This is a genomic window from Oribacterium asaccharolyticum ACB7, from assembly GCF_000238075.1.
Lineage (GTDB): Bacteria > Bacillota > Clostridia > Lachnospirales > Lachnospiraceae > Oribacterium > Oribacterium asaccharolyticum.
Genome location: NZ_JH414504.1, coordinates 781,807 through 804,745, shown reverse-complemented (window position 1 = coordinate 804,745; position 22,939 = coordinate 781,807). Strand labels below are relative to the sequence as shown.

Here is a 22,939-nt window from a genome sequence, read left to right as displayed (position 1 = left end):
TAGGAAATTCACAAATCCCCTCGGGAAAATTCTTGACAATCTCTTTTCCGAGGGGTATATTATGAACATGTGTTAGCACTCGATATATATGAGTGCCAATAAATCCAAAAAGGAGGAAGGTGGTCTTGTGGATCAGAGAAAGCTTATTATATTGACAACGATAATCAAGAACTATTTAGAGACCGGTGAACCGGTAGGATCCCGAACCATTAGCAAGTACTCCGGTCTGAACTTAAGTTCCGCGACAATTCGGAATGAGATGAGTGATTTGGAAGAGATGGGCTATATTTTACAGCCTCACACTTCCGCGGGAAGAGTTCCTTCCGACAAGGGTTATCGCTTTTATGTAGATCAGTTGATGGAGAAGCAGGAGAGAGATTTATCGGATGTTCGAAGTTCGATGTTTGACAGGATTGAGAAGCTCGAATCCGCCCTACAGTCTCTGGTTAGGAATATAGCGAGCGATACTCATTATACGGCACTTGTTTCCGGACCCAGGATGGAGAAGAACAGGATTAAGTTCTTACAGATTTCTCTGGTGGAAAAGGGAAAACTTCTCTTTCTTCTGATGTTCGAGGGAAATATCATTAAGACGATGACCGTGGACATTGATGAGGATTTAGAGCAGAATGCGATTCTCTCCATTAACCTTCTTTTAAACGATGTTCTGGGCGGACACAGTGTGGAAGAGATTACGGAAGAATACATTCGGACACTCCTGGATAGGAGCCGGCACAGAAAGACGATGGGACTCCTTCTTCAAAGCTTGGAAAGTATGCTTCGTACCGATGAGCAGGATGTGGAAATCTATACCTCGGGCGCTACGAACATTTTCAAGTATCCGGAGCTTATGGATTCGGAAAATGCATCCAAGTTGATTTTTGCTTTGGAGTCCAAGGAGGAACTTGCCGGTCTTTTGCAGGAAGCGGAAGAGAAAGAAGAGGACAACAAGAGTATTCAGGTTTATATCGGAAAAGAAAGTCCCCTGCAGGATATGGCAGACTGTGCACTGGTTACGGCAAAGTACCGTCTTGAAAACGGAATGCACGGTACGATTGGGGTAATCGGACCGAAGAGGATGGACTATGAAAAGGTACTGGATACCTTGAGCAGATTAATACAGGAAATGGGAGAGATTCCCTTGCAATAGGAAGGAGACGTTGTGTCAAAGAAGCATAATGAAGACGAGAAATGGAAGAAGCAGTCGCACGAAGGTGGCGAGCAAGGAAGGGAATGCACAAAGGAGGACTCTTCCGGAGATGTAAAATCGCAGGAAGCGGAAGAGCCGGGAACTGTCAGCGAAGAACAGACTTCTTCTACACAGTCTTCCGGAGAGAATTCGGAAGGAGAGGCTTCTTCCGGAAAGGAAAATTCCGGAAAAGAGGAGAATACGGAGCTTTTACAGCTGAAAGATAAATATCTTCGCACCTTGGCGGAATACGAAAACTTCCGAAAGCGTTCCGAGAAGGAAAAGGCGCAGATGTTTGAACTTGGCGCAAAGAGCATTATCGAGCAACTTCTTCCTGTAGTTGATAACTTTGAGAGAGCCTTGGAACATATCCCGGAGGAAGAGAAAGAAAACTCTTTTGCAAAGGGTGTAGAAGGAATTTATAAGCAGATTCAGAAGATGTTTTCAGATTGTGATATTCAGGCGATTGAGGCTGTAGGACAGAAGTTTGATCCTGCACTCCACAATGCCGTTATGACGGAAGAAGAGGGAGATGCGGAAGAAGATACCGTAACTGCCGATTTGCAAAAAGGCTATACCTACCGCGGAAATGTAGTTCGCCACTCCATGGTGAAGGTAAAGAAGTAGGGCGAAGATAAAGAATCGATGTAAAGAAAAACCGATGTGAAGAAAAATTGCTGTAAAGATGAAGTAGTGTATAAACAGACGAATAAGCTTTTAAAAGAGCTTTTTCCATAAAGTAAAGCAAGAAATCAAATTTAGAATAGAAAAAGGAGAGTAAGAATATGGGAAAGATTATAGGAATTGACTTAGGAACAACCAACAGCTGTGTAGCCGTTATGGAAGGCGGAAAGCCCGTTGTTATCCCGAACGCCGAGGGTATGAGAACCACGCCGTCCGTTGTGGCATTTACCAAGAATGGTGAGAGACTTGTGGGAGAACCTGCAAAGAGACAGGCGGTAACCAATGCGGACCGTACCATTTCTTCCATTAAGAGACATATGGGTACCGATTATAAGGTTTCCATTGACGGAAAGGATTATACTCCGCAGGAGATTTCCGCAATGATTCTGCAGAAGTTAAAGACCGATGCGGAGAGTTATTTAGGAGAGAAGGTAACCCAGGCGGTAATTACCGTTCCGGCTTACTTTAACGATGCACAGAGACAGGCAACAAAGGATGCCGGTAAGATTGCAGGACTTTCCGTAGAAAGAATCATCAACGAGCCGACAGCGGCAGCACTTGCTTACGGTCTGGAAGATGAGTCCGAGCAGAAGGTTATGGTTTATGACTTAGGTGGAGGTACTTTCGATGTTTCCATCATCGATATCGGTGACGGCGTTATTGAAGTGCTTTCTACAAACGGTGATACGCACCTTGGCGGTGATGATTATGATGATCGTATTACCAAGTGGCTTGTCGAGGAATTCAAGTCCCAGGAGGGCGTAGACCTTTCTCAGGATAAGATGGCGCTGCAGCGTTTAAAGGAAGCGGCTGAAAAGGCGAAGAAGGAGCTTTCTTCCGCAACGACAACCGATATCAACCTTCCGTTCATTACCGCGACAGCTGAGGGGCCGAAGCATCTCGATATGAAGCTTAGTCGTGCCAAGTTTGAAGAGCTTACTGCGGATTTAACGGAGAGAACCGCGATTCCGGTACAGAACTCTCTTCGTGATGCGGGCTTAACGGCTTCCGAGCTTGGAAAAGTACTTCTTGTCGGCGGTTCCACCAGAATGCCGGTAGCACAGGAGAAGGTAAAGCAGTTAACCGGAAAAGAGCCTTCCAAGAATCTGAATCCGGATGAGTGTGTGGCTCTCGGTGCCGCAGTACAGGGTGGAAAGTTAAGCGGAGAAGCGGGAGCAGGTGATGTTCTTCTTCTTGATGTTACTCCGCTTACCCTTTCTATTGAGACCCTCGGCGGCGTTGCAACTCCTCTTATTAAGAGAAATACAACCATCCCGACCAGAGCATCTCAGGTCTTCTCTACTGCAGCGGACAACCAGACTGCCGTAGATATCAATGTAGTACAGGGTGAGAGAGAGTTTGCAAGAGACAACAAGAGCCTCGGTCAGTTCAGACTGGACGGCATTCTTCCTGCACAGCGCGGTGTTCCGCAGATTGAAGTTACCTTCGATATCGATGCGAACGGTATCGTAAATGTTTCCGCTAAGGATAAGGGTACCGGAAAGGAGCAGCATATCACGATTACTTCCGGCTCCAACATGTCCAAGGAAGATATCGATAAGGCTGTCAATGAAGCTGCACAGTTTGAAGCTGCCGATAAGGAAAAGAAGGAAGCTATCGAGGTAAGAAACGGAGCGGACTCCATTGTATTCCAGACCAAGAAGGCTCTTACGGAAGTAGGAGATAAGATTTCCGACAATGATAAGGCTACAGTAGAAGCGGACTTAAAGGCTTTGGAAGATGTTCTTTCCGCTAATCCTCTGGAGAGTATTACGAAGGACGGTGCTGAGAAAATCAAGGCAGCGCAGGAGAAACTGATGCAGTCTTCTCAGGCACTCTTCACCAAAGTCTATGAGCAGGCACAGGCTGCAGGCGCAGCAGGCTCCGGAGCCGAAGCAGGTGGCAGTGCAAATGCCGGACAAAGCACCGGTAATGCGGATGACAATGTGGTAGACGGAGACTTTAAGGAAGTTTAATAGGAAAAGGTTTCCCGAGCCTTTCGTTCGGGGAAGTAAGTAAGAACCGTTTCGTAGGTATCGGACTCTCCGGTGCCTACGAAATATTGCGTATGATATGAATTCCCCTTCGGGGGAGAAGCGAATATAAGGATTCCCCTTCACGGGGAAAAGAGAATTGGATAAGAGTCCCCTTTCAAGGGGGGAGGAAGAGAAGAGGATTTGTAAACATGGCAGAAAAGCGTGATTATTATGAGGTACTGGGGGTAGAGAAAAATGCCGATGACAGTGCGATAAAGAAGGCATATCGTCAGCTTGCAAAAAAGTACCACCCGGATGCGAATCCCGGAGATGAGACTGCCGCCGCAAAGTTTCGGGAAGCCTCGGAGGCCTATGCGGTTCTGTCGGATCCGGATAAGAGAAAGGCGTATGACACCTACGGTCATGCGGCATTTGATGCCAATTCCGCAGCGGGAGCAAGCTCCGGTTTCGGAGGCTTTGACTTTAGCGGAATGGATATGTCGGATATCTTTTCGGAGTTTTTCGGAGGCGGATTTTCCGGTGGAGGATTTTCAGGCGGAAGAGCTTACGGGCGTCGTGCCAATATGCCGGAAAAGGGCGACAATATCCGCGTAGGAATACGGATTTCTTTTGATGAAGCAATAAAGGGCGTAAAGAAGAATATTAAGATTCGGTATAAGGATACCTGTAAGACCTGTAACGGTTCCGGGGCAAAGCCGGGAACGGAGAAGACGACTTGCCCAAGATGTAACGGTGCAGGACAGGTCAGAATGACACAGCAAAGTTTATTCGGTATGATTCAGCAGGTAACGACCTGTCCGGAGTGTCACGGTACCGGCTCTATCATTAAGGAGAAATGTCCCGATTGTAAGGGTGCAGGCTATATCAATACCGAAAAGACGATGGAAATTTCGGTTCCTGCAGGAATCGATGACGGACAGGCAATCAGAAGAAGCGGCGGAGGAGATCCCGGAAGAAACGGAGGACCGAGAGGAGATCTTCTCGTTGAGGTTTCCGTAAGCGACCATCCCTTCTTTAAGAGACAGGGAATCAATATTTACTCCACGGAAGCAATCAGCTTTCCGAAGGCTGCTCTTGGAGGAACAACGATTGTGAAGACGGTAGACGGACCGGTTGAGCTGAAGATTGCTGCCGGAACGCAGTCGGAGACTCGTACTCGTTTAAGAGGAAAGGGAGTTCCGTCCTTGCAGAATCCGAATGTGCGCGGTGACCACTATGTGACACTGGTAGTGGAGACGCCGAAGAAATTGAATAAGAAGCAAAAGGAAGCTTTAAAGGCCTATGCCGAAAGCTGCGGAGAGAAGGTAGACTAAGCAAGCGGGAGCGAATCGGGAATTTACGGGTCATTCGGTGCTGTAAAATTTCAAAATAGAGTAGGTTTTCCGGCAATATAGGTCAAAAATGGGGGTAATTTGAGCCCGTCAATACTTGCTGAAATCCGGCGGAGTAAAGGGCTATAAAATTAATAAGTGAAGCGAATAATGCAGTATGGTCAGTAATGGGGGCAATCTGAGCCCGCCGGTACTTACTGAAAGCGAGTAAAGCGAAGCTTGAAGTTAGTGCTGTAAGGACAGACTTTTCATTAGAAAAGTCGTCCTGATGCAGACCAACTTCCGAAGGAAGTTGCTTTGCGAAGCAAAGTGAGCAGTGGTTAACAAAAACCACTGCTCAGTCAAGGCGAAGTTAGCGGGAGCGTGCCCCAATTACTGACCATACTGCATTAGAGCTAACGATAGCTTTTTTTATTTCCGTAAATTCACTAATACATTCTTCCAAACTGACGATATTGATTAAAGCGGAATCATGGAGGAGAGTAACTTCTACCATTTCACGATAATTTTTCTGAGATAGAGGAATGACAATTTCAAGGAGGAAGAATGGAAAACACACAGGAAAACGGGTTAAACCCAAAGGAAGCTGCTGTTAAGACAGAGGCAGGCGGGAACCAGGAAAAGCCGGACTCCAAGGCTTTTAAGAAGGCTCCGGGAGGAAAACCGGGACAGAAGGCAAAGGCTGTAAAAGGTAAAAAGAGATCCAGCCTGGCAGGAAGAATTTCTGCATTGGTCTGCGTATCCATGTTGGTGGTCTTTGTGTTGGCAAACATTGTTCTGCTGAATGCGGTAGGAAAATCCTTCGATAAGATTAATCAGGATTACTTACTTTCTACTACTGCTATGAACGTAGAAAAAGCTAGAAAATCCATCACTTTAGCAGAGAACGCTGCAAGAGCAATCAGTGATCACTTGGAGGAAATGTATAACGAAACGGATGACGGAGCGGCAACAGTTCCCAGTCTTTTAAAAGACACCGTTCACTTAAGCCAAAGAAGATCCTTTGAAGAAAAATATTTGCTGGATTCTGTTTGGGAAATGATTCGTCACGATGAGCACATCATGGGTGCAGGTGTTTTCTTCGAGCCAAATGCATTCCAGCAGGGTGAGCCGGAATACGCTATGTATTTAGGAAGAGATAACGGAGATGAGAACAAGCGTTTCTTTAAGTTCCTGGATTATAAGTTCTATGGAAATGGAGCGGAAGAGTATTATACCAAAGCTTCTCAGGAAAAGGTAAGCCATGTGGTAGATCCCTTTGTATCCTCTATTACCGGAGAGACAATTTTTGTATTGGTTGTTCCTATCCTTCATAATGACCAGTTTATGGGTACGGTAGTAGTAGACTTAAATGTTAAGATGTTTGATTCTCTGGGTCAAGATAAGTCCGGAGAGGGCGCTAAGACCTTCTTTGATGTTATTAATAAGGATGGTAAGTTTGTTTACAGCTCTAATCCTGAAGCAGTAGGAAAGAATCTTTCCGAGTATGTTGGAGAAGAGACCTTTAAGAATGACATCCAGAGCAAGTTTGATGGAGAGAGCATTTTCCATGTCAAGGACAGTCACCGTATTCGTTACTTTGCACCACTGACCATCTACGGTACAGACTGGTATGTACAGTCCGCAATGAGCTTGGATTTATATAACCAAGGAAAGCACCAGCTCTTTGTTGCATTGGCTACGGCAGAAGTTATTTTGTTTATTCTTTTACAGGTAATTCTTTTCTCGGCACTGAAGAAGTCCCTTAGTCCTCTTGGAAAGCTTGCAGAGGAAAGTGACAAGCTGGCAGACGGAAACTTCGACATTAAGGTTTCTTATGCGCAGGAAGATGAAATCGGCCGTTTGGTGAAGAGTTTTAACAATATTGTAAAGCGTTTGACCTATGTGGTATCCGACTTACAGGCAAAGCTTGGAGCATTTGCTCAGGGAGACTTCGGATCAGAAATTAAAGAAGATGAGAACTATAAGGGAGATTTCCGTCCAATCCTAAGTTCTTTACAGGATATTTCCACAAGCCTGAACAGTACTTTGAAGAATGTACATACTTCCTCTTCCGAGGTAAGCAGCAGTGCGGAGCAGGTAAGCAGTATGGCTCAGAGAATTTCCGAGGGTACTACCAAGCAGGCATCTTCCATTGCAGAGCTTTCCAAGACCATGGAAGATATTACCGACCAGATTCGCCATACCACAAAGCAGGCGGAAAAGGCACAGCAACTTGGTGTTGTCAGCGGTTCTCATGTGGAAACCAGTAACCAGAAGATGACCGACATGCAGGGCGCTATGGAAGAAATCACTGAGAAGTCCAAGGAAATCAGCAAGATTATCAAGACTATTGATGATATCGCCTTCCAGACCAATATCCTTTCCTTAAATGCAGCTATCGAGGCGGCAAGAGCAGGAGAGGCAGGAAAGGGATTTGCAGTAGTTGCGGATGAAGTAGGAAACTTGGCAAAGAAGTCTCAGGAAGCGGCTCAGAATACTTCTCTTCTGATTGAAGAGACCATCGGCGCTGTACAGAAGGGCGCAAAGTTTACAGAGGAAACTGCAGAGGCACTACAGTCTGTATCCGAGAGTACCAACCAGGTCAATGATTTAATCGGAGAAATCTCCAAGGCTTCTGAAGAGGAGTCTGCCGGAGTAAGTAGACTCAGTGACGGTTTACAGGAAATTTCCTCAGTAGTACAGGAAAACTCTGCTACAGCGGAGGAAAGTGCGGCAACGGCAGAAGAATTATCCGCACAGGCTAATCTGATGAATGACCTTGTAGATAAGTTTAAGGTAAGATAATAGCGGAGTTTTAAACTAAAATTCAGCATTAATCCCATATAAGGAGTATAGAGAAGAACGACTTCGTATCTCGTTTCTCTATACTCCTTTTTTAAATCATTATGGTATAACTTGCAAAACATGCAGTGTATTGCTTGCAAAGTATGCAGTATATTGCTTTAAAAATTGAATGATAAAATAAGAAGCTTATACAATTATATTAAAAATCGTATCTTTACGAAACGAATTATTATACCCGGGAAAAATTTTGAAAAAAAACACTAATAAAAATAATAATTTTCTGTCGACAAACTGTTGGGACTTGCCCTATAATAGACAGTTCTAACAGTTTTTTATTAAAAACGATTTTCTCGAAAAAGTGGGGAAATCGTTTATAAACTTCTTCCTTTAGGAAGGGAAGAAATTGGACATAAAGGAGTGTGCCATGCAGTACAAAACAGAACAGCACTTAGGTGCAGGAGAAGCGGGAAGAGGAAGGGATACCTTAACCCGTAGGAATTTTTCCAAAAGGCGTCAAAGGGGAAGCTTTTCCAAGAAAAGCATGGCATATTTCCTCAGTTTTTTGATGCTTGTTGGAAATTTGCAAAGCGTAAGCTATGCTTCGGAAAATGCACAGGAAATGGCAAAGCAGATGGGGGTATCTTCTGAAGCAAGTTCCCCGGCTGATGCCACAGCTACAGAACAGGCTGAGAACTCTTCCGGCGTAGGATCAGACGCGGCAAAGCCTTCTGGAGAAGAAAATGAAGAGAATGCAGCGGCTTCCGAGGAGCAGGAGAGAGCCTCCGAAGAAACATCTGCTACGGAACAAGCAGGGTATAAGCAGGAAAATTCGGATTCTGCTTTGACAGAAGAGAAGAATGCTGCTACAGAGGAAAGTAAGAATGAAGAGAGCCCTGAAGAGGAAGCAAACCAGCCTTCCGAAGAAGCAGGAAAAGAAGCGGCGAAATACATGGAGGCCGGATCCTTTGCCCTGTCTTATAAGGATATGACGGTTACTGCGGATTATCCGGAGGGAACCTTCCAAGAAGGCACACAGATGAAGCTGCTTCCCTTGGAGAAGGAGTCCGTGGTTGAGGAAGCTAAGTCTCTTTTGGAGAAGAGCTATGAAAAGGATTATCCCGGAATAGTACCTCTTGTAGAGGTGCTGGACGCAGTAGATATTTCTTTTGTTAGAGAAGTGGACGGCGTAGAAAAGGAAGTTCAGCCGAAGAACGGTAAGAAGGTGGAGATTCGCCTGCAAAAGACCGAGAAAATCAAAGAGGTTTTGGCGGAAGAGGACAAGGATCTTCGCATTGTGCACCTACCGGAAGGACTTCCGGCAGAGATTCTTCCTGTAAAGGAAGAAGGAGAGGATTTGCTCTTCTCCGCAAAGCATTTCAGTCCCTTTGTCCTGATGGGAAGTGGTTCGGGAGAAGAGGCTGTCAACCATGAGTTTAAGGCGTTCTGGACGGAAGCTCCTAATGCTCCTCGATTTGGCAGCATCATTCCCAATGGCCATACTTATACCGATGGCAGTAACGGTGTAATGCGGGAACAAAGAGATTTAAAAATCATTCCTCCGGAGAATGCTTCCAACGGTACGGATACAACTACCCTGGGCATAGAGCTTACCCTGAAGGGAAACAAAAATGTCAGTTATGATCCCGGAACGGTTAGCATTGATATTCCTGCCAGAATTTTTGAAGGCTGGGATGAAAATGAACCGAACAAACTTTCCGTGTATGAGAAAAAGGAAGGGAATCGGCATAAGTTACAACCATCTATGGCTACCGGTTTGCTAGAGGCACCGAATACCAATACCCAAAGTAGCTTTAATTATACCATTATCAAAAAGAATGTTCCCGGAAAGGATAAGCCGGAGGAGTATCTTCATTTAACTAACTTCAGGGCGTTAAACGGTGGATTTACCTTTAAGGCGGATGTTGCCTATAACCTGACTCCTACCATGCTGAAAGTAAAGCATGATAATACTAAGGGGGTAGGTGTCTATGACAATAAATTCCCTGTCAGCTTAAATATTGACCATAGCGATAACAATTTGGATGTGAAACAGGATGTTCCTCTTTCCGTTCATGTGGAAACAAAGGTTGAGCCTACCCTATTCAATTTCAAGCACGGTGACGCGGATACGAAACAGGGGCTTTTCTTCTCCTGGGATCCCAGCTGGGGCGAGACCACGGATAAAGCGGGTGAGTATTTTTACGGTGTTTGGTACGTAAGAGTGGATAGAGCTAGGGGAAGTTCTCAGCCCTTTGATTATAGCTTCCAAACCTTAGATCCGGAAAAGTCGGATGGGGGTATCCTGGTTGGTGCGAAGAAGCTTCCTACAAACGCGGCATGGAATATCTACTTCAATAAGGACAATATTGAAAATCTTGCCAGAAACGGTTATGCGGATATTGCAAAGTTTATGGGGCCGGGAAAAAATCCTCCGGCAACACAGCCCTTTTTGGAGAACCCCATTGGTAGAAGCTATGTAGGAATTCCAAAGGACCCCAGTGTAGAAAACCTCCCCACTAATCAGCCCTATGCGGAAACCTTAAATTATGCCTACGACAAGAATAATTCCCAGCTTTATGCCTTACTGTATAAGTATCCTATGAGCAAGTTGCAAGAGGCAAAGGACAAGGGGATCGATCTTACGACCAAGGAGAAGGGGCTTGATATTCACAATAGGATTAAGTTTACAGAAACCTGGGCAGACGGCTATGTGAGAGAGGGTGAGGTGGAGGCAGCACCGATGAAGGTACTTCTTCCCTCTTCTGGGCCGGGAGACTTTTTATTAAAGAAGTATAATACTGTGGATAGACAGTATTACCTTGGCGTTTTTGGATTACAAAGTATTTATGAAGAGGGTAAAGCGGCTCCTGTCGTATATAGCAACTGGAATGAAAGCTTTACGCTTTCTTCTTCCTATAAGGCAAAGGATAGCAGTGTAAATGTTTCTGAGAATGGAAGCTATACCACCTCCTCTGATCCTAATGTTCCCGGTTCCGGTGCTACCCTTACAGACGGAGAGTATAAGCTGTTCTCTGTAAAACCCAGACAAGTGGATGGAAAAACACTGGAAAAAGCAACAAACAAGGATGTATTTTCCAGTGATTCTATAACAAACGGTGATGTTTATAGAGGTGATGTTTATACATTAAAAGAGAATGACTACCATTATAGCCGTATTTATTTAAGAGATATGAAGGCCTATGATGTGGATTATTTGGATAATCCGCTGATAAAATTCTCCGGTAAAGCAAGTCCCAGAAAGAAAGATAAAACTTATCCTCCTGTAGAGGTTTGGGTTAAGGATAAGAGGAATCTTGGAAGAGGTTTTTTTAAGTATGGTTACTTAAGCTATAAGGATAATGGAGGCGTTACCTTTACCGTAACAGAGCCCGGTGCAATAAAGAAGAATACAGTCAATGACTATACCGACATTTCCCATACGAATCAGCTGGACTTAGAAGCTGCCTTTGGAAATAACATTGTAGGGCTTCAGTTTAAACAGGATTCCCCCTATTATAAGACAAGCTTTGATGCATCATTCACCATAAAGGTAACCCCTCAGCCTGCTATGCGGACCTTCATTGCCAATACCATGGCTAATGGAGGCGAGTATAATATGAACTTCCTGGCAGGTGGTGCTGTAGGAGAAGTCCGTCAATTAGGAACAGCGGTTATTGAAGAGAGGGCGGGAAAATATTTGGCTGAAATAGGCTACGGTTTAGAGCCCTTAAACATTACCTCGGAGCTGGTAAAGCAAAACAAACCTTATGTGGACCATCCTGAGCGCAGCGAGCAAAGCATGGATGTTATTGCCTGGGGCTTTAACTGGGGAATCTTCCCCACCAGTTTACAGGGGGATGAGTATACCAAACCTTATGTGTTAAAATCCGGAATTATCTATGATCTGCTTCCTGCAGGAACCTATGTGGACGAAAGCTCTATCGTTCTGGGAACCTGGGATGCGGCGGACACTCCACCGGAAAGTAAAAAATTTGTCAAGGGGAAAGACTATACCGTAGCGTTTAAGAAGAACTGGGAGAAATCCGGCCAAACCATGATGATTATCAAGTTAACCATTCCGGATGATGCAGACCATCGTTTCTGGAATAAACAATATAATCGAAGCGGTTGGAAGCTAAACTATACCCTTTGGAATCCTTACACCAATATCGTGGACCGAGGAAGAACGGCGAAAAACACCTTGGGCTTTGTCAATACTGACGAGAATACCGTTTGGAGTCCAAATTATAAACCGGATACTCTCGATAATAAAGCGGAGAAAATTGGCTATTACAAAGTCCTTGCCAAGGAGGCTTTAACACAGAACAGTAAATATACCACCTCCGTAACGGAACTGAATATGCCCTACGGCCCGGTAACGGTACTGGAGGCAAGATTCAGCAATACGGTTTCTACGGAGATCGATCCTCGTTATTTAAGTGAAAATGTTAGCTATATGGGAGATCCTTATACCCATAGGCTGATGTACCAGGCTTCAGACAAGAGTAGAACTACGGATTTGGTCATCTATGATATCCTGGGAGAGAAAAAGGATAGAAACGGAGACTTTAACGGTGTAGATATCAATAGTCTTTTGTCCAAGCACTCCTTTGATAAGGACAATGCCAACAACCCGGATACTTTAAAGCCCAGAGTTTTTTACTCTTACAAGATTCCTGAAGAAGCTGAAAGGGATTTAGGGAAGGCCCTTCATGACCCGGATTACAACAATGATATGAATCCAAACAATCCGAAGAATACCGGTACTAGTATTTGGCATGAATGGAACTACGTAGACGAAACACAAAATATTGGCGTAGAAAAAGATAAAATTGTGGCTTTGGCTTTTGATCTTCGAACAACCAAAGAAAATAAGCCCTTTATTTTAGATAAGAAGGGATTACTTATTGCCAATGTCAATATGCTGGCCCATACGGATATGGAGAAGGTTCCTGTTGTAAACACCAATCTGGCATACCGTGTGGCTACCTTATTCCCGGGAAATGATATTCCTCAGAATGTGGCACCGGATATTGTACAAGGCAGCAGTAGCCATAGACTGGTAGAGCCGGTAGTCTTTAAGCTTCCTGTAAAGAAGGTTTTGGAAGTCCCAAAGGAATTAGCTGCGCAAGCTCCCGATATTCGCGGAAAATTCACCTTCACGATTAGTGGAGAAAATGGGGCACTTTTACTGGATGAAAAGGGAAATTCTATCACTACAGTATTGAAGAACCCGGATAAGGACGGCGGAACGGTAGAATTTGGAAACATTCGCCTGATGAGACCCGGAACCTATACTTATAAAATTAATGAGCATGGAGAAACGAATGAGCTCGGTGTTACCAGCAAGGATATGGGAGATAAATATATCACCATTACCGTTACAGACCCGGATCACAAGAAGATGGTTTCTGATCTACGGTTTAACAATGGCAATCCTTTAAGCTTTGTCAATGTTTTCGGAGAAGAAATCATTGAACCGGAAATTAAGGTGCAAAAGTTCTTAAGCGCTACGGCAGGAATTAAGAAGCCGGATATCAGTAATGCATTTACTTTTACCTTAAAGAGTAAAAATGGAGCACCTATGCCGCTAGAGGCAGGTAGTTCCGACAGTTTAAGTAAGACAAATCCTGATGCCATCGGAGGAGAGGTTAACTTCGGAAGAGTTAAGATTGCAGCTGAAGGGGATTATGAGTATACAATAACAGAAAGCGGTTTATTCCCCGGAGTAAATAACGATCCTCGTGCCACCAGAAATGTTACTATTAAAGTTCGTCGTCTTAATGGTAAGCTCTATGCTTTGGTAGGAGGAGACGACTTTAACTATACCAATGTCTTTACGCCTACCCCCACACAGGGACAGGTGGAGCTGGGGAAAAAGATTTCCGGAAGAAAGCCTTCTCAGGCAGACCCTTTCCGCTTTGTTTTACGGACAGAGACCATGGAAATCAGTTCCAACTCCGTATATTGGACTGACAAGAGAGAAGACCCAAGCTTTGATGAAAATGAAATCTTTCTGAACAACGGTAAGAGAAACGATGCTTTCGAAGAGTATCTGGATCCGGATAACAACGTTATTAGGAATAAGAAAATCGTGAGCAACTCCGATTTGGAAGAGGGTTTTTTATACGGCTCCAGTGGCCTTATTACCGAGGTAAAGCCTTCCCTAAGATCTATGCCTAAGGGACTTTTCCAGCCAATGCCGGAGGGCAGCCAGTCTGAAACGGAGATGGTAGTGATTGCCGGAGAAGGACATACGGAATTTGCTCCCATTACCTTCCATGTTCCCGGAAAATACGTGTACACGGTGGAGGAATTAAAGGATGGACTCAGAGGCTATACCTATGACAAATCCCTTTATAAAGTAGTCTTTACGGTAAGTCAGCTTGCTGAAAATAAAGAGGACTTGGTAGTGACTCGTAAGATTTATAAGGATGGTGTAGAGGTATCTGAGATTCTTTTTGATAACCTATACAATCCAAGGAATCCGGGTGGCGGAGGTGGTGGAACACCAAGTAGACCTTCCTTCCCAACGCCAAATACCCCGGGAGGCCCCGGAGAACCGCCGGTAGAGCCTGAGAAGCCCTCGCTTCCGGAAGACCCCAAGACGCCTACACCGGACAATGGAAACAATGTTCCGCCAAGTCCCACAGTACCCAGAACCATCGAGGAGATTCAGAAGCGAATCGGTGAGATTCTCGGTGCAGGACGGAAACGTCCTTTGACTCCTGAGGAAGAAGCGGAATTAAAGCGTTTGGGAGAAGTTCTGGGAGCCTTGAGGAGAGCCCAATCTCGAAAAGTAAATACGGCAGATGCCTCTCATTTGCTTTGGTATGCTTTTGCTTCAGCACTAAGCTTTAGCCTTTTGAGCATTTACTACTTCCTGAGAAAGCTAAAGAAGAAAAGATAAAGCAGAAAGCTAAAACCGAAAAGTTAAAGCTCATTCTCTTTTAACTATTGGGAAGAAGTTTCAAAGACAATGAATCGCCTTTTGGCAAGGATTTTGATCCATGTCAGAGGGCAATTTTTTTGGTTTTTACCTTTTTGTCTGGCTATGCATGGGGCTGATCTACATATCCGGTCTGGTGCTTGGCCTGCTCAGTACGGTAATTGCTCTGCTTGGCGTGGCTGTGCTTATTACCTATTCTCCGCAGAATATTTGAAAACGGCAGAAGCCATCAGAAAAGTTCCTACTTCTCTTTATAGAGTTTTAGAGGATGGCTCCCTATCCAAAGAATTAAGAACAGAATATCTTACCGGAGCAAAGCCGCCGAAATTTACCGGTGGAGTGGCAAAGCCCGGAGAAGAAATCGTTTTAGAAACCGAGGATAGAGAATATTTGAAGGAAGGAGAAATTAAGGCATACTTAGACAAGCAAAGCTTTACTACAGAGATTAACTCTTCATCTATGGAGATATTGGAAGAAGAGAGAAAAATGGTGATTTCTCCCAAGGCCTTTAAAGGAAAAGCTGAGGGAGAGCATACGCTGATTCTGGTGCGCGATGGCTATCAAACCCTGGAACTTCCTTTATCCTTTAAAGAAGAAGCGGTAGAGAAGCTTCCGGAAGAAAGGCTTAGTCCATCCAACCTGTCTTCTTAAAAACCGGGATAAATAATTAAGCTACGGAAGCTGCATTATGGAAGGATTTTCAGTGCTCTTTATGACACGAGAGATTCTAAGTTCCATAGTGCTTAGCAAGGGGCTGTAAAAAATCAAAATAATAAATAGATATTTCGGCAATATAGGTCTAAATGCAGGGTAGTCTGAGCCCGTCGGTACTTGCGAAAAACAAGAGAATCGAAGTTTTTCGCTTAGTATCCGTAAGGACAGACTTTTCATCAGAAAAGTCGTCCTGATACAGACCAACTTCCGAAGGAATTTGCTTTGCGAAGCAAAGTGAGCAGTGGGTAACAAAGCCACTGCTCAGTCAGGCGAAGCTAGCGAGAGCGTGCCCTAAATTGAGACCTATATTGATTAGAAAACAATTATGATTTTTTACAGCCCCTTGCTTATTATTCTAAGGGAAAATTCCAAACAGTTCTAAATTTAAAACCAAAATTTAAAAAAGAATTAAAGCAAAAATAATTAAGTGATTAAAAATAATGCAAGAAAAAAATGTAAAATGCAAGTGACTTTCCAAGGGAAGTATGTATAATAAAATCATTAAGCTTTGTATTTATTTTCATACGAGGGCTTGAAAATTTCAAAAGAGTGAGAAGGAGACCACTATGGCAAATTTGGATTTAACACAATATGGCATTACAGGAACGACGGAAATTGTACATAATCCCTCTTATGAAACACTGTTTAAAGAGGAGACTGCAGAGTCTTTAGTCGGTTATGAGAAGGGTAGAGTCAGTGAGTTAGGTGCTGTAAATGTCATGACCGGAATTTATACCGGACGTTCTCCCAAGGATAAATATATCGTTATGGATAAAAATTCCAAGGACACCGTTTGGTGGACCAGTGAAGAATATCCGAATGATAACCACCCGGCTTCGGAAGAGGCATGGGCATGCTGTAAAGAGCTCGCTAAGAAGGAACTTTCCAATAAGCGTCTTTTCGTAGTGGATGCTTTCTGCGGTGCAAACAAAGATACCAGAATGGCTGTTCGTTTCATCGTGGAGGTGGCTTGGCAGGCACACTTTGTGACCAATATGTTCATTAAGCCGTCCAAAGAGGAATTAGAGAACTTTGAGCCGGACTTTATCGTATATAATGCGTCCAAGGCTAAGGTAGAAAACTATAAGGAACTGGGACTGCACTCCGAGACTGCCGTAATGTTCAATATCACAAGTAAGGAGCAGATTATCCTTAATACCTGGTACGGCGGAGAAATGAAGAAGGGTATGTTCTCCATGATGAACTACTATCTGCCGCTTAAGGGCATTGCTTCCATGCACTGCTCTGCCAATACCGATTTGGACGGAAAGCATACCGCTATTTTCTTCGGCCTTTCCGGAACAGGAAAGACAACGCTTTCCACCGATCCGAAGAGACTTTTAATCGGTGATGACGAGCACGGTTGGGATGATAACGGAGTATTCAACTTTGAAGGCGGATGCTACGCGAAGGTTATTGACTTGGATAAGGATTCCGAGCCGGATATCTACAATGCCATCAGAAGAGATGCACTTCTTGAGAATGTTACGGTAGATGCAAACGGAAAAATTGATTTTAAGGACGGAAGCACAACGGAGAATACTCGTGTATCGTATCCGATTAATCATATTGAGAAGATTGTACGTCCGATTTCTGCAGCTCCCGATGCGGAAAACGTTATTTTCCTTTCTGCAGATGCTTTCGGTGTTCTGCCTCCGATTTCTATCCTTACTCCGGAGCAGACAGAGTATTACTTCCTTTCCGGATTTACAGCAAAGCTTGCCGGAACAGAGAGAGGCATTACCGAGCCGACTCCGACCTTCTCCGCTTGCTTCGGACAGGCATTCCTCGAGCTTCCTCCCACAAAGTATGCCGAGGAGCTCGTTAAGAAGATGAAGAAGACCGGTGCTAAGGCATACCTTGTAAATACAGGCTGGAACGGTTCCGGAAAGAGAATTTCCATTAAGGATACCAGAGGAATCATTGATGCTATCTTAAACGGAGACGTAGTAAAGGCGGAGACCAAGACCATCCCGTTCTTCGATTTCGAAGTTCCGACAGCGCTTCCCGGTGTAGATCCGAAGATTTTGGATCCCAGAGATACCTACAGCAATGTTAAGGAATGGGAAGATAAGGCAAAGGATCTTGCAGGAAGATTTGTGAAGAACTTTAAGAAGTATGAGAATACCGAGCTTGGCAAGAGCTTAAAGAATGCCGGCCCGAAATGCTAATGAAGTAGTAGAACATATTACGATACGTACAAGAAATGGGCTGTAAAAAATCAAAATAATAAATAGATTTTCGACAATATAGGTCTAAATGAGGGGTAGTCTGAGCCCGTCGGTACTTGCGAAAAACAAGAGAATCGAAGTTTTTCGCTTAGTATCCGCTACGTGGCGAAGCTAGCGAGAGCGTGCCCCAAATTTAGACCTATATTGTTTAGAAAACTATTTTGATTCTTAACGAGCATCGTGCTGAGCGTTTATGGTATCTCGCATAACAAGGAGGAAGAACACGAGGAATTCCTTGCAAAAACTTGTAGATATTCTTAAGGCGGCTTTCCCGAGAAGAGAAGCTTTGCTATAATGCAGAAAGAATCAGTTTGGAGGGGAAAAATTGGACAGTAGAAAAAGACGTACAGCCAGGAGTCGCAGTTTTAGCAGAGAAAAAGAAGATTTTTCAAATTTGGACATTCCGATTAGGAGAAGTGAAACGCGAAGAGAAAGCGATGCGAGGGAATACAGAGGGCAGGAGACTGATAAACAAGAGGAAGGATATCGAGCTGCAAGAAGAGGAAAGAGGAAGAGAAAGAACCCTTTGAAGGGCGTCTTCTTTCTTTGCCTGTTACTGGTCGGCATTTTTTTCCTTTGGCGCTTTCTTTCTCCTTACATCGGAAAACAATATCGTACGATTGCAATCTTCGGATTGGATAGCCGCGACGGAAATAAGGAAGCGGGTGCGTTATCGGATGTCATCATGCTTGCGAGCATCAATAAAAGAAGCGGAGAAATCAAGCTGACCTCCGTTTTTCGAGATACTTATTCGGAAGTAGACGGAAACGGCAAATATCATAAGATGAATGAAGCTTATTTTTTAGGCGGGCATAAACAGGCAATCAAAGCATTAGAACGGAATCTGGATATTTCCATTGATGATTATGTAAGTTTTAACTGGGCTGCCGTAGCGAAGGGGATTTCCGCACTCGGAGGGGTGGACTTGGATTTGTCCGACGCCGAATTCTACTATATCAATGCTTTTATTACGGAAACGGTGGAATCCACCGGTATTCCTTCCGTACATTTGGAACATGCGGGGTTGAATCATTTGGATGGCATACAGGCGGTGGCCTATGGAAGACTTCGCTTAATGGATACGGATTTTAACAGAACGGCCCGGCAGAGAAAAGTTCTGAGCCTTGCCATGGAAAAGGCCAAAAAGGCGGGACCCGTGAAGATGATCTCTGTAGCGACACAGGTTTTACCGGAAATATCCACCAGTATGAATATGGCGGATTTTACGGATTTGGCTTCACAGCTTGGAAGATTGCATCTCGGAGAAACGACAGGCTTTCCTTTTGCAAGAACGACGATGAAGATTAAGAAAATGGATGTGGTTATTCCGGCTACATTGGAAAGCAATGTCATCGAGCTTCATCAGTTCCTTTACGGAGAGGAACATTATCATCCCTCTGCAACGGTAAAGAAAATAAGCGACCATATTGCGGAAGTTTCCGGTGTGACGAAGCCTTTGGAAAATGCGGAAGAAGCAGGAACGGGTGGAGGAACGGTTCGAAAAAAGGATAAAAAGCAAGAAGAAAAAACCACTAAGAAAGAGGAAAAATCTTCCAAGTCCGAGACAGAGGAGAAGAAGGAAGAGCATAAGAGCGAAACGGAAAAAAAGCCTTCCGAGACGGAGGAATCTTCTATCGAAGTGAAAAAAGAAGTGGAAAAAGAAACAGAGAATGAGGAGGAAAAATTAACGGAAGAGAATTCTTTGGGTCCGGCAGGAGATATCGGGAAAAAAACCATAGAGTCTTCTGAGGAAAATGCAGAAAATCCTTGACATTTCTAAAGACATTATGTACTATATCTGAGTCGCCTTTTTTAGGTGACTCAAACCTATAGGGCTATCGCCAAACGGTAAGGCAACGGACTCTGACTCCGTCATTTCAAGGTTCGAATCCTTGTAGCCCTGCTAACGACTCCCGTGTGTGGAGTCTTTTTTTATGCATAACAAGTGGTGCAGGCGAAGCCTGAGGCATCTTGCTCATAATGGGCTTATTGTGCACGAAGCGTGCGAGATCTCGTTTTCCAATAAACTGTTCTATGGAAAGTGTTGGAAATGGGGAAGCTTTCGGATAAACTTAAAAATATTAAAAAAATAGTATAAGAGATAAATTGAATCAATCGAGTCTCTTAAATCCTCCAATTAGATAAGGATGGGAATCGTGTTATAATAAGAGCAAGAAGAAGCGAGAAGGCCTGTAATAAAGGTGCTTTAAAGCAAAATTTCAGTCACTATTTATTAGGCGATGCTTCCTTTCTATTTCCGAAAAAGAGCTGCGGCGGTCGCCACAGCTCTTTTTCGATATGAATAAGCGTCTATTTAAACGGAACTGCATTTGGAAAGGGCGTCCTCGTCTGCAATTAAAATAACATTTTTGTGGAATTGCAGGATGGAAGCCGGAACTTCCGGACTGACCGGACCTTCCAAAACCTTTTTCAAAATAGCGGCTTTGTCTCTGCCGGATACCAAAAGAAGGATTTTCTCTGCTTGCATGATGGTTCCGATTCCCATCGTGTAGGCTTCTCTCGGTACCTCATCCTTAGAATTAAAGAAACGTTGATTGGCTGAGATGGTTTCTTCAGTGAGCTGCACGCAATGTGTTTTTGCGGGGAAAGAATCACTCGGCTCATTGAACCCGATGTGGCCGTCATGTCCCAGACCTAAAATCTGCAGATGAATTCCGCCGAGACTTTCAATCAGTCTTTCATAGCTCTCACAGGCTTCTTGGGCATCGCTTAGACTGCCGTCCGGTACATGCGTATTTTCCTTGGCAATATTGACATGATGAAACAGTTCTTGATTCATAAAATAACGATAGCTGTGACTATCCTCTGGAGCCAGACCCCTGTATTCATCCAGATTAACGGAGCGAACGGCAGTAAAGTCCAACTTTCCTTCCTGGTACATTTCTCGCAACACCTGATAGGTTCCCACCGGGGTAGAGCCTGTAGCGAGCCCCAGCACGGGTTTTTCTCTTTGGACAATTTCCGCAGCAATGTACATGGCTGCCTTTTTGCTTAAAGTAGCGTAATCCTTCACTTTTACAATCTGAATCATGTTCTTTCCTCCTGCTGATAGAGTCTCTGTTTTAGAATTCCAATCGGATGTTCCGACGGAAGGATTTATGGATATGTAGATGCTTTCAATACGCTTCGTTTTCTCGTATATCGTAGCAAAATGCAAGAAAAAGTACAAGAAGACGAAAGATGGTAAAAGAGAGATTTTATGGTATACTATAGGACAAACTTTTATGGGAGGGTTAAGGCGTGTTTAAAGATAAGAAAAACCAAAACGGTATAGAGAAAAAGAATCGATTTGCAGAGCATGGCAAGGGTTTTGTTTCAGCTCTTCTGCTCTGTTTTACAATCGGTGTTTTTTCTTTGGCATCGGGAGTTTCCGTAAAAGCTGCGGAAGGCTGGGTGAATCGTGAGGGCAGTTGGTATTATTATCCCTCTACGGAAGAAGAGCATTATACGGGCTGGATTCGGTCGGAAGATTCCGGACGCTGGTATTATATTGTAGACGGACAAATGCAGACCGGTTGGGCGTCTTGGAAGGGAAAGTGGTATTTTCTGAATGCGGACGGAGGAATGGCCGAGAAACAATGGGTCGGAAACTTCTATGTAGGAGAGGATGGAGCAGTCCTTACGAATACGGAAACTCCGGACGGGTGGAAACTTTCCGGAAACGGATCCTATCTTCTGAAAGGAAAACCGACAGAGGAGTTAAATGAAAAAACGGCAAGATACATCAAGGTTTTAATGGAACATCCGGATGCCCGTGCGGTTTTTGACAGTCCGAGTCAGCTTGTCATGGAAAACGGAAATGGCTATCCTTTTGTTATTTTTAAGAAGATGAGTCTTTACGATTCGAAAACTTCCGAATTGCTTTATGAGGGAGATGCAGGTTTTCACAGGAATGCCGTGCTGGAGTATTATGACGGGGAAGAATTGAAATTGATGCAGACCATGGATTTTATGCAACACCATTATCTTAGCGGAAAACAGGTTCTTATTGATCCGGCAGGATTGATTACTTATGTTGTGGGTGAAAAACGATGACTTTACAGCAGCTTCGGCAGATTATTGCGGTAGCCGATTCCGGCTCCATTAATGAGGCGGCAAAACGACTGTATATTACACAGCCCAGTTTGAGTGCTACGATTAAGACGGTTGAGAAGGAAACGGGAATCGACATATTTTCACGTTCCAACAGAGGCATTGTGGCAACACCGGAGGGAGAGGAATTTTTGGGCTATGCCCGTCAGGTTTCCGAGCAGTACCAGCTGATGGAAGACAAGTATTTGACCGGAACGCCTTATAAACAGAAATTCGGTGTTTCCATGCAGCATTATACCTTTGCCGTGGAAGCATTTATTCATCTTCTAAGACAGTACGAAAAAGACAATCTCTATGAATTCTCTATTTTTGAGGGAAGAACCATCGATGTCATAGAGAATGTGCGCAAGCAAATCAGTGAGCTGGGAATCATTTATCAAAACGATTTTAATGAAAATGTGATAGGAAAGATTTTACGAGAGGGAGAGTTGGAGTTTGTCCCTCTTTTCTCCTGTAATATCTATGTTTTTATGGCAAAATCGAATCCGTTGGCCAAGAAAAATTTAATTCAGATGGAAGACCTGATGGATTACCCTTGTTGCAGTTTTGACCAGGGAGAGCGGAATTCCTTCTACTTTGCGGAAGAGGTACTCAGCACCTATTCCTATAAAAAGTTAATCAAGGTCAATGATCGTGCTACCATTTTAAATCTGATGGTAGGATTAAACGGCTACACGCTTTGCTCCGGCATCATTTGCCAGGAACTGAACGGACCGGAGTATATTGCAATTCCCCTGGATACCAAGGAGAGTATGCGGATTGGGTACATCAAACATAAAAAAATGCGTCTTTCGGAGCTTGGAAAGAAGTATGTGGAAGAACTGAAACAATATGAGGGGCAACAGTCCGGTCCCATCAGTGCCGGAATGTAAATTTTAGAGCTATCGTTTGCAAAACTTGCGTTAGCTTCTTGATAACGGGCATTCTTTTTTTGCACAGACGAT

12 protein-coding genes and 1 tRNA gene are annotated in these 22,939 nt (G+C 44.1%); 12 read left to right on the top strand and 1 reads right to left on the bottom strand.

Features of this window, described 5'->3' with window-relative positions:
* Positions 1–88: 88 nt before the first annotated feature.
* The 10 genes from hrcA (at position 89) to HMPREF9624_RS03570 (ending at position 19,785) form a co-directional block, all read left to right on the top strand.
* On the top strand, positions 89–1,150 hold the full coding sequence (gene hrcA, locus HMPREF9624_RS03615; protein WP_050801542.1) for a heat-inducible transcriptional repressor HrcA: 1,062 nt from the start codon (positions 89–91) through the stop codon (positions 1,148–1,150).
* 12 nt (positions 1,151–1,162) lie between these two features.
* A complete protein-coding gene (grpE, locus tag HMPREF9624_RS03610; protein ID WP_009536577.1) occupies positions 1,163–1,816 on the top strand; it encodes a nucleotide exchange factor GrpE in 654 nt (217 codons plus the stop codon).
* Between the two features lie 158 nt (positions 1,817–1,974).
* Positions 1,975–3,849 (top strand): molecular chaperone DnaK, encoded by a 1,875-nt coding sequence (gene dnaK, locus HMPREF9624_RS03605; protein WP_009536576.1) that lies wholly within the window; start codon positions 1,975–1,977, stop codon positions 3,847–3,849.
* Positions 3,850–4,058: 209 nt separating this feature from the next.
* Positions 4,059–5,183 (top strand): molecular chaperone DnaJ, encoded by a 1,125-nt coding sequence (dnaJ, locus tag HMPREF9624_RS03600; RefSeq protein WP_009536575.1) that lies wholly within the window; start codon positions 4,059–4,061, stop codon positions 5,181–5,183.
* Positions 5,184–5,747: 564 nt separating this feature from the next.
* Positions 5,748–7,988 carry a methyl-accepting chemotaxis protein gene (locus HMPREF9624_RS03595; RefSeq protein WP_009536574.1) on the top strand — a complete coding sequence of 747 codons (2,241 nt, stop codon included), beginning with the start codon at positions 5,748–5,750 and terminating at the stop codon, positions 7,986–7,988.
* Between the two features lie 424 nt (positions 7,989–8,412).
* Positions 8,413–14,898 carry a Spy0128 family protein gene (locus HMPREF9624_RS03590; protein ID WP_009536573.1) on the top strand — a complete coding sequence of 2,162 codons (6,486 nt, stop codon included), beginning with the start codon at positions 8,413–8,415 and terminating at the stop codon, positions 14,896–14,898.
* A 249-nt stretch (positions 14,899–15,147) separates the two neighbouring features.
* On the top strand, positions 15,148–15,588 hold the full coding sequence (locus HMPREF9624_RS03585; protein ID WP_009536571.1) for a hypothetical protein: 441 nt from the start codon (positions 15,148–15,150) through the stop codon (positions 15,586–15,588).
* A gap of 629 nt (positions 15,589–16,217) precedes the next feature.
* A complete protein-coding gene (pckA, locus tag HMPREF9624_RS03580; RefSeq protein WP_009536570.1) occupies positions 16,218–17,822 on the top strand; it encodes a phosphoenolpyruvate carboxykinase (ATP) in 1,605 nt (534 codons plus the stop codon).
* Positions 17,823–18,207: 385 nt separating this feature from the next.
* Entirely contained in the window at positions 18,208–19,653 is a 1,446-nt protein-coding gene (locus tag HMPREF9624_RS03575; RefSeq protein ID WP_009536569.1) for an LCP family protein, read from the top strand.
* A gap of 60 nt (positions 19,654–19,713) precedes the next feature.
* Positions 19,714–19,785, top strand: a tRNA-Gln gene (locus tag HMPREF9624_RS03570).
* A gap of 411 nt (positions 19,786–20,196) precedes the next feature.
* Here the strand turns inward: HMPREF9624_RS03570 and nagB are convergent.
* Complete coding sequence (gene nagB, locus HMPREF9624_RS03565) at positions 20,197–20,934, bottom strand: glucosamine-6-phosphate deaminase (protein WP_009536568.1); 738 nt, start codon at positions 20,932–20,934, stop codon at positions 20,197–20,199.
* A gap of 209 nt (positions 20,935–21,143) precedes the next feature.
* Between nagB and HMPREF9624_RS03560 the strand changes: the two genes are divergently transcribed.
* Both HMPREF9624_RS03560 and HMPREF9624_RS03555 read left to right on the top strand, forming a co-directional pair.
* On the top strand, positions 21,144–21,938 hold the full coding sequence (locus tag HMPREF9624_RS03560; protein WP_009428664.1) for a cell wall-binding protein: 795 nt from the start codon (positions 21,144–21,146) through the stop codon (positions 21,936–21,938).
* On the top strand, positions 21,935–22,867 hold the full coding sequence (locus HMPREF9624_RS03555) for a LysR family transcriptional regulator (RefSeq protein WP_009428013.1): 933 nt from the start codon (positions 21,935–21,937) through the stop codon (positions 22,865–22,867). Before HMPREF9624_RS03560 ends, HMPREF9624_RS03555 begins: the two co-directional genes overlap by 4 nt.
* Positions 22,868–22,939 lie beyond the last annotated feature (72 nt).

Bases quoted from the DNA above. Each gene is read 5' to 3' on its own strand.
- dnaJ (WP_009536575.1), top strand. From the start codon at position 4,059: ATGGCAGAAAAGCGTGATTATTATGAGGTACTGGGGGTAGAGAAAAAT.
- HMPREF9624_RS03555 (WP_009428013.1), top strand. From the start codon at position 21,935: ATGACTTTACAGCAGCTTCGGCAGATTATTGCGGTAGCCGATTCCGGC.
- dnaK (WP_009536576.1), top strand. From the start codon at position 1,975: ATGGGAAAGATTATAGGAATTGACTTAGGAACAACCAACAGCTGTGTA.
- HMPREF9624_RS03590 (WP_009536573.1), top strand. From the start codon at position 8,413: ATGCAGTACAAAACAGAACAGCACTTAGGTGCAGGAGAAGCGGGAAGA.
- HMPREF9624_RS03595 (WP_009536574.1), top strand. From the start codon at position 5,748: ATGGAAAACACACAGGAAAACGGGTTAAACCCAAAGGAAGCTGCTGTT.
- nagB (WP_009536568.1), bottom strand. From the start codon at position 20,934: ATGATTCAGATTGTAAAAGTGAAGGATTACGCTACTTTAAGCAAAAAG.
- hrcA (WP_050801542.1), top strand. From the start codon at position 89: ATGAGTGCCAATAAATCCAAAAAGGAGGAAGGTGGTCTTGTGGATCAG.
- pckA (WP_009536570.1), top strand. From the start codon at position 16,218: ATGGCAAATTTGGATTTAACACAATATGGCATTACAGGAACGACGGAA.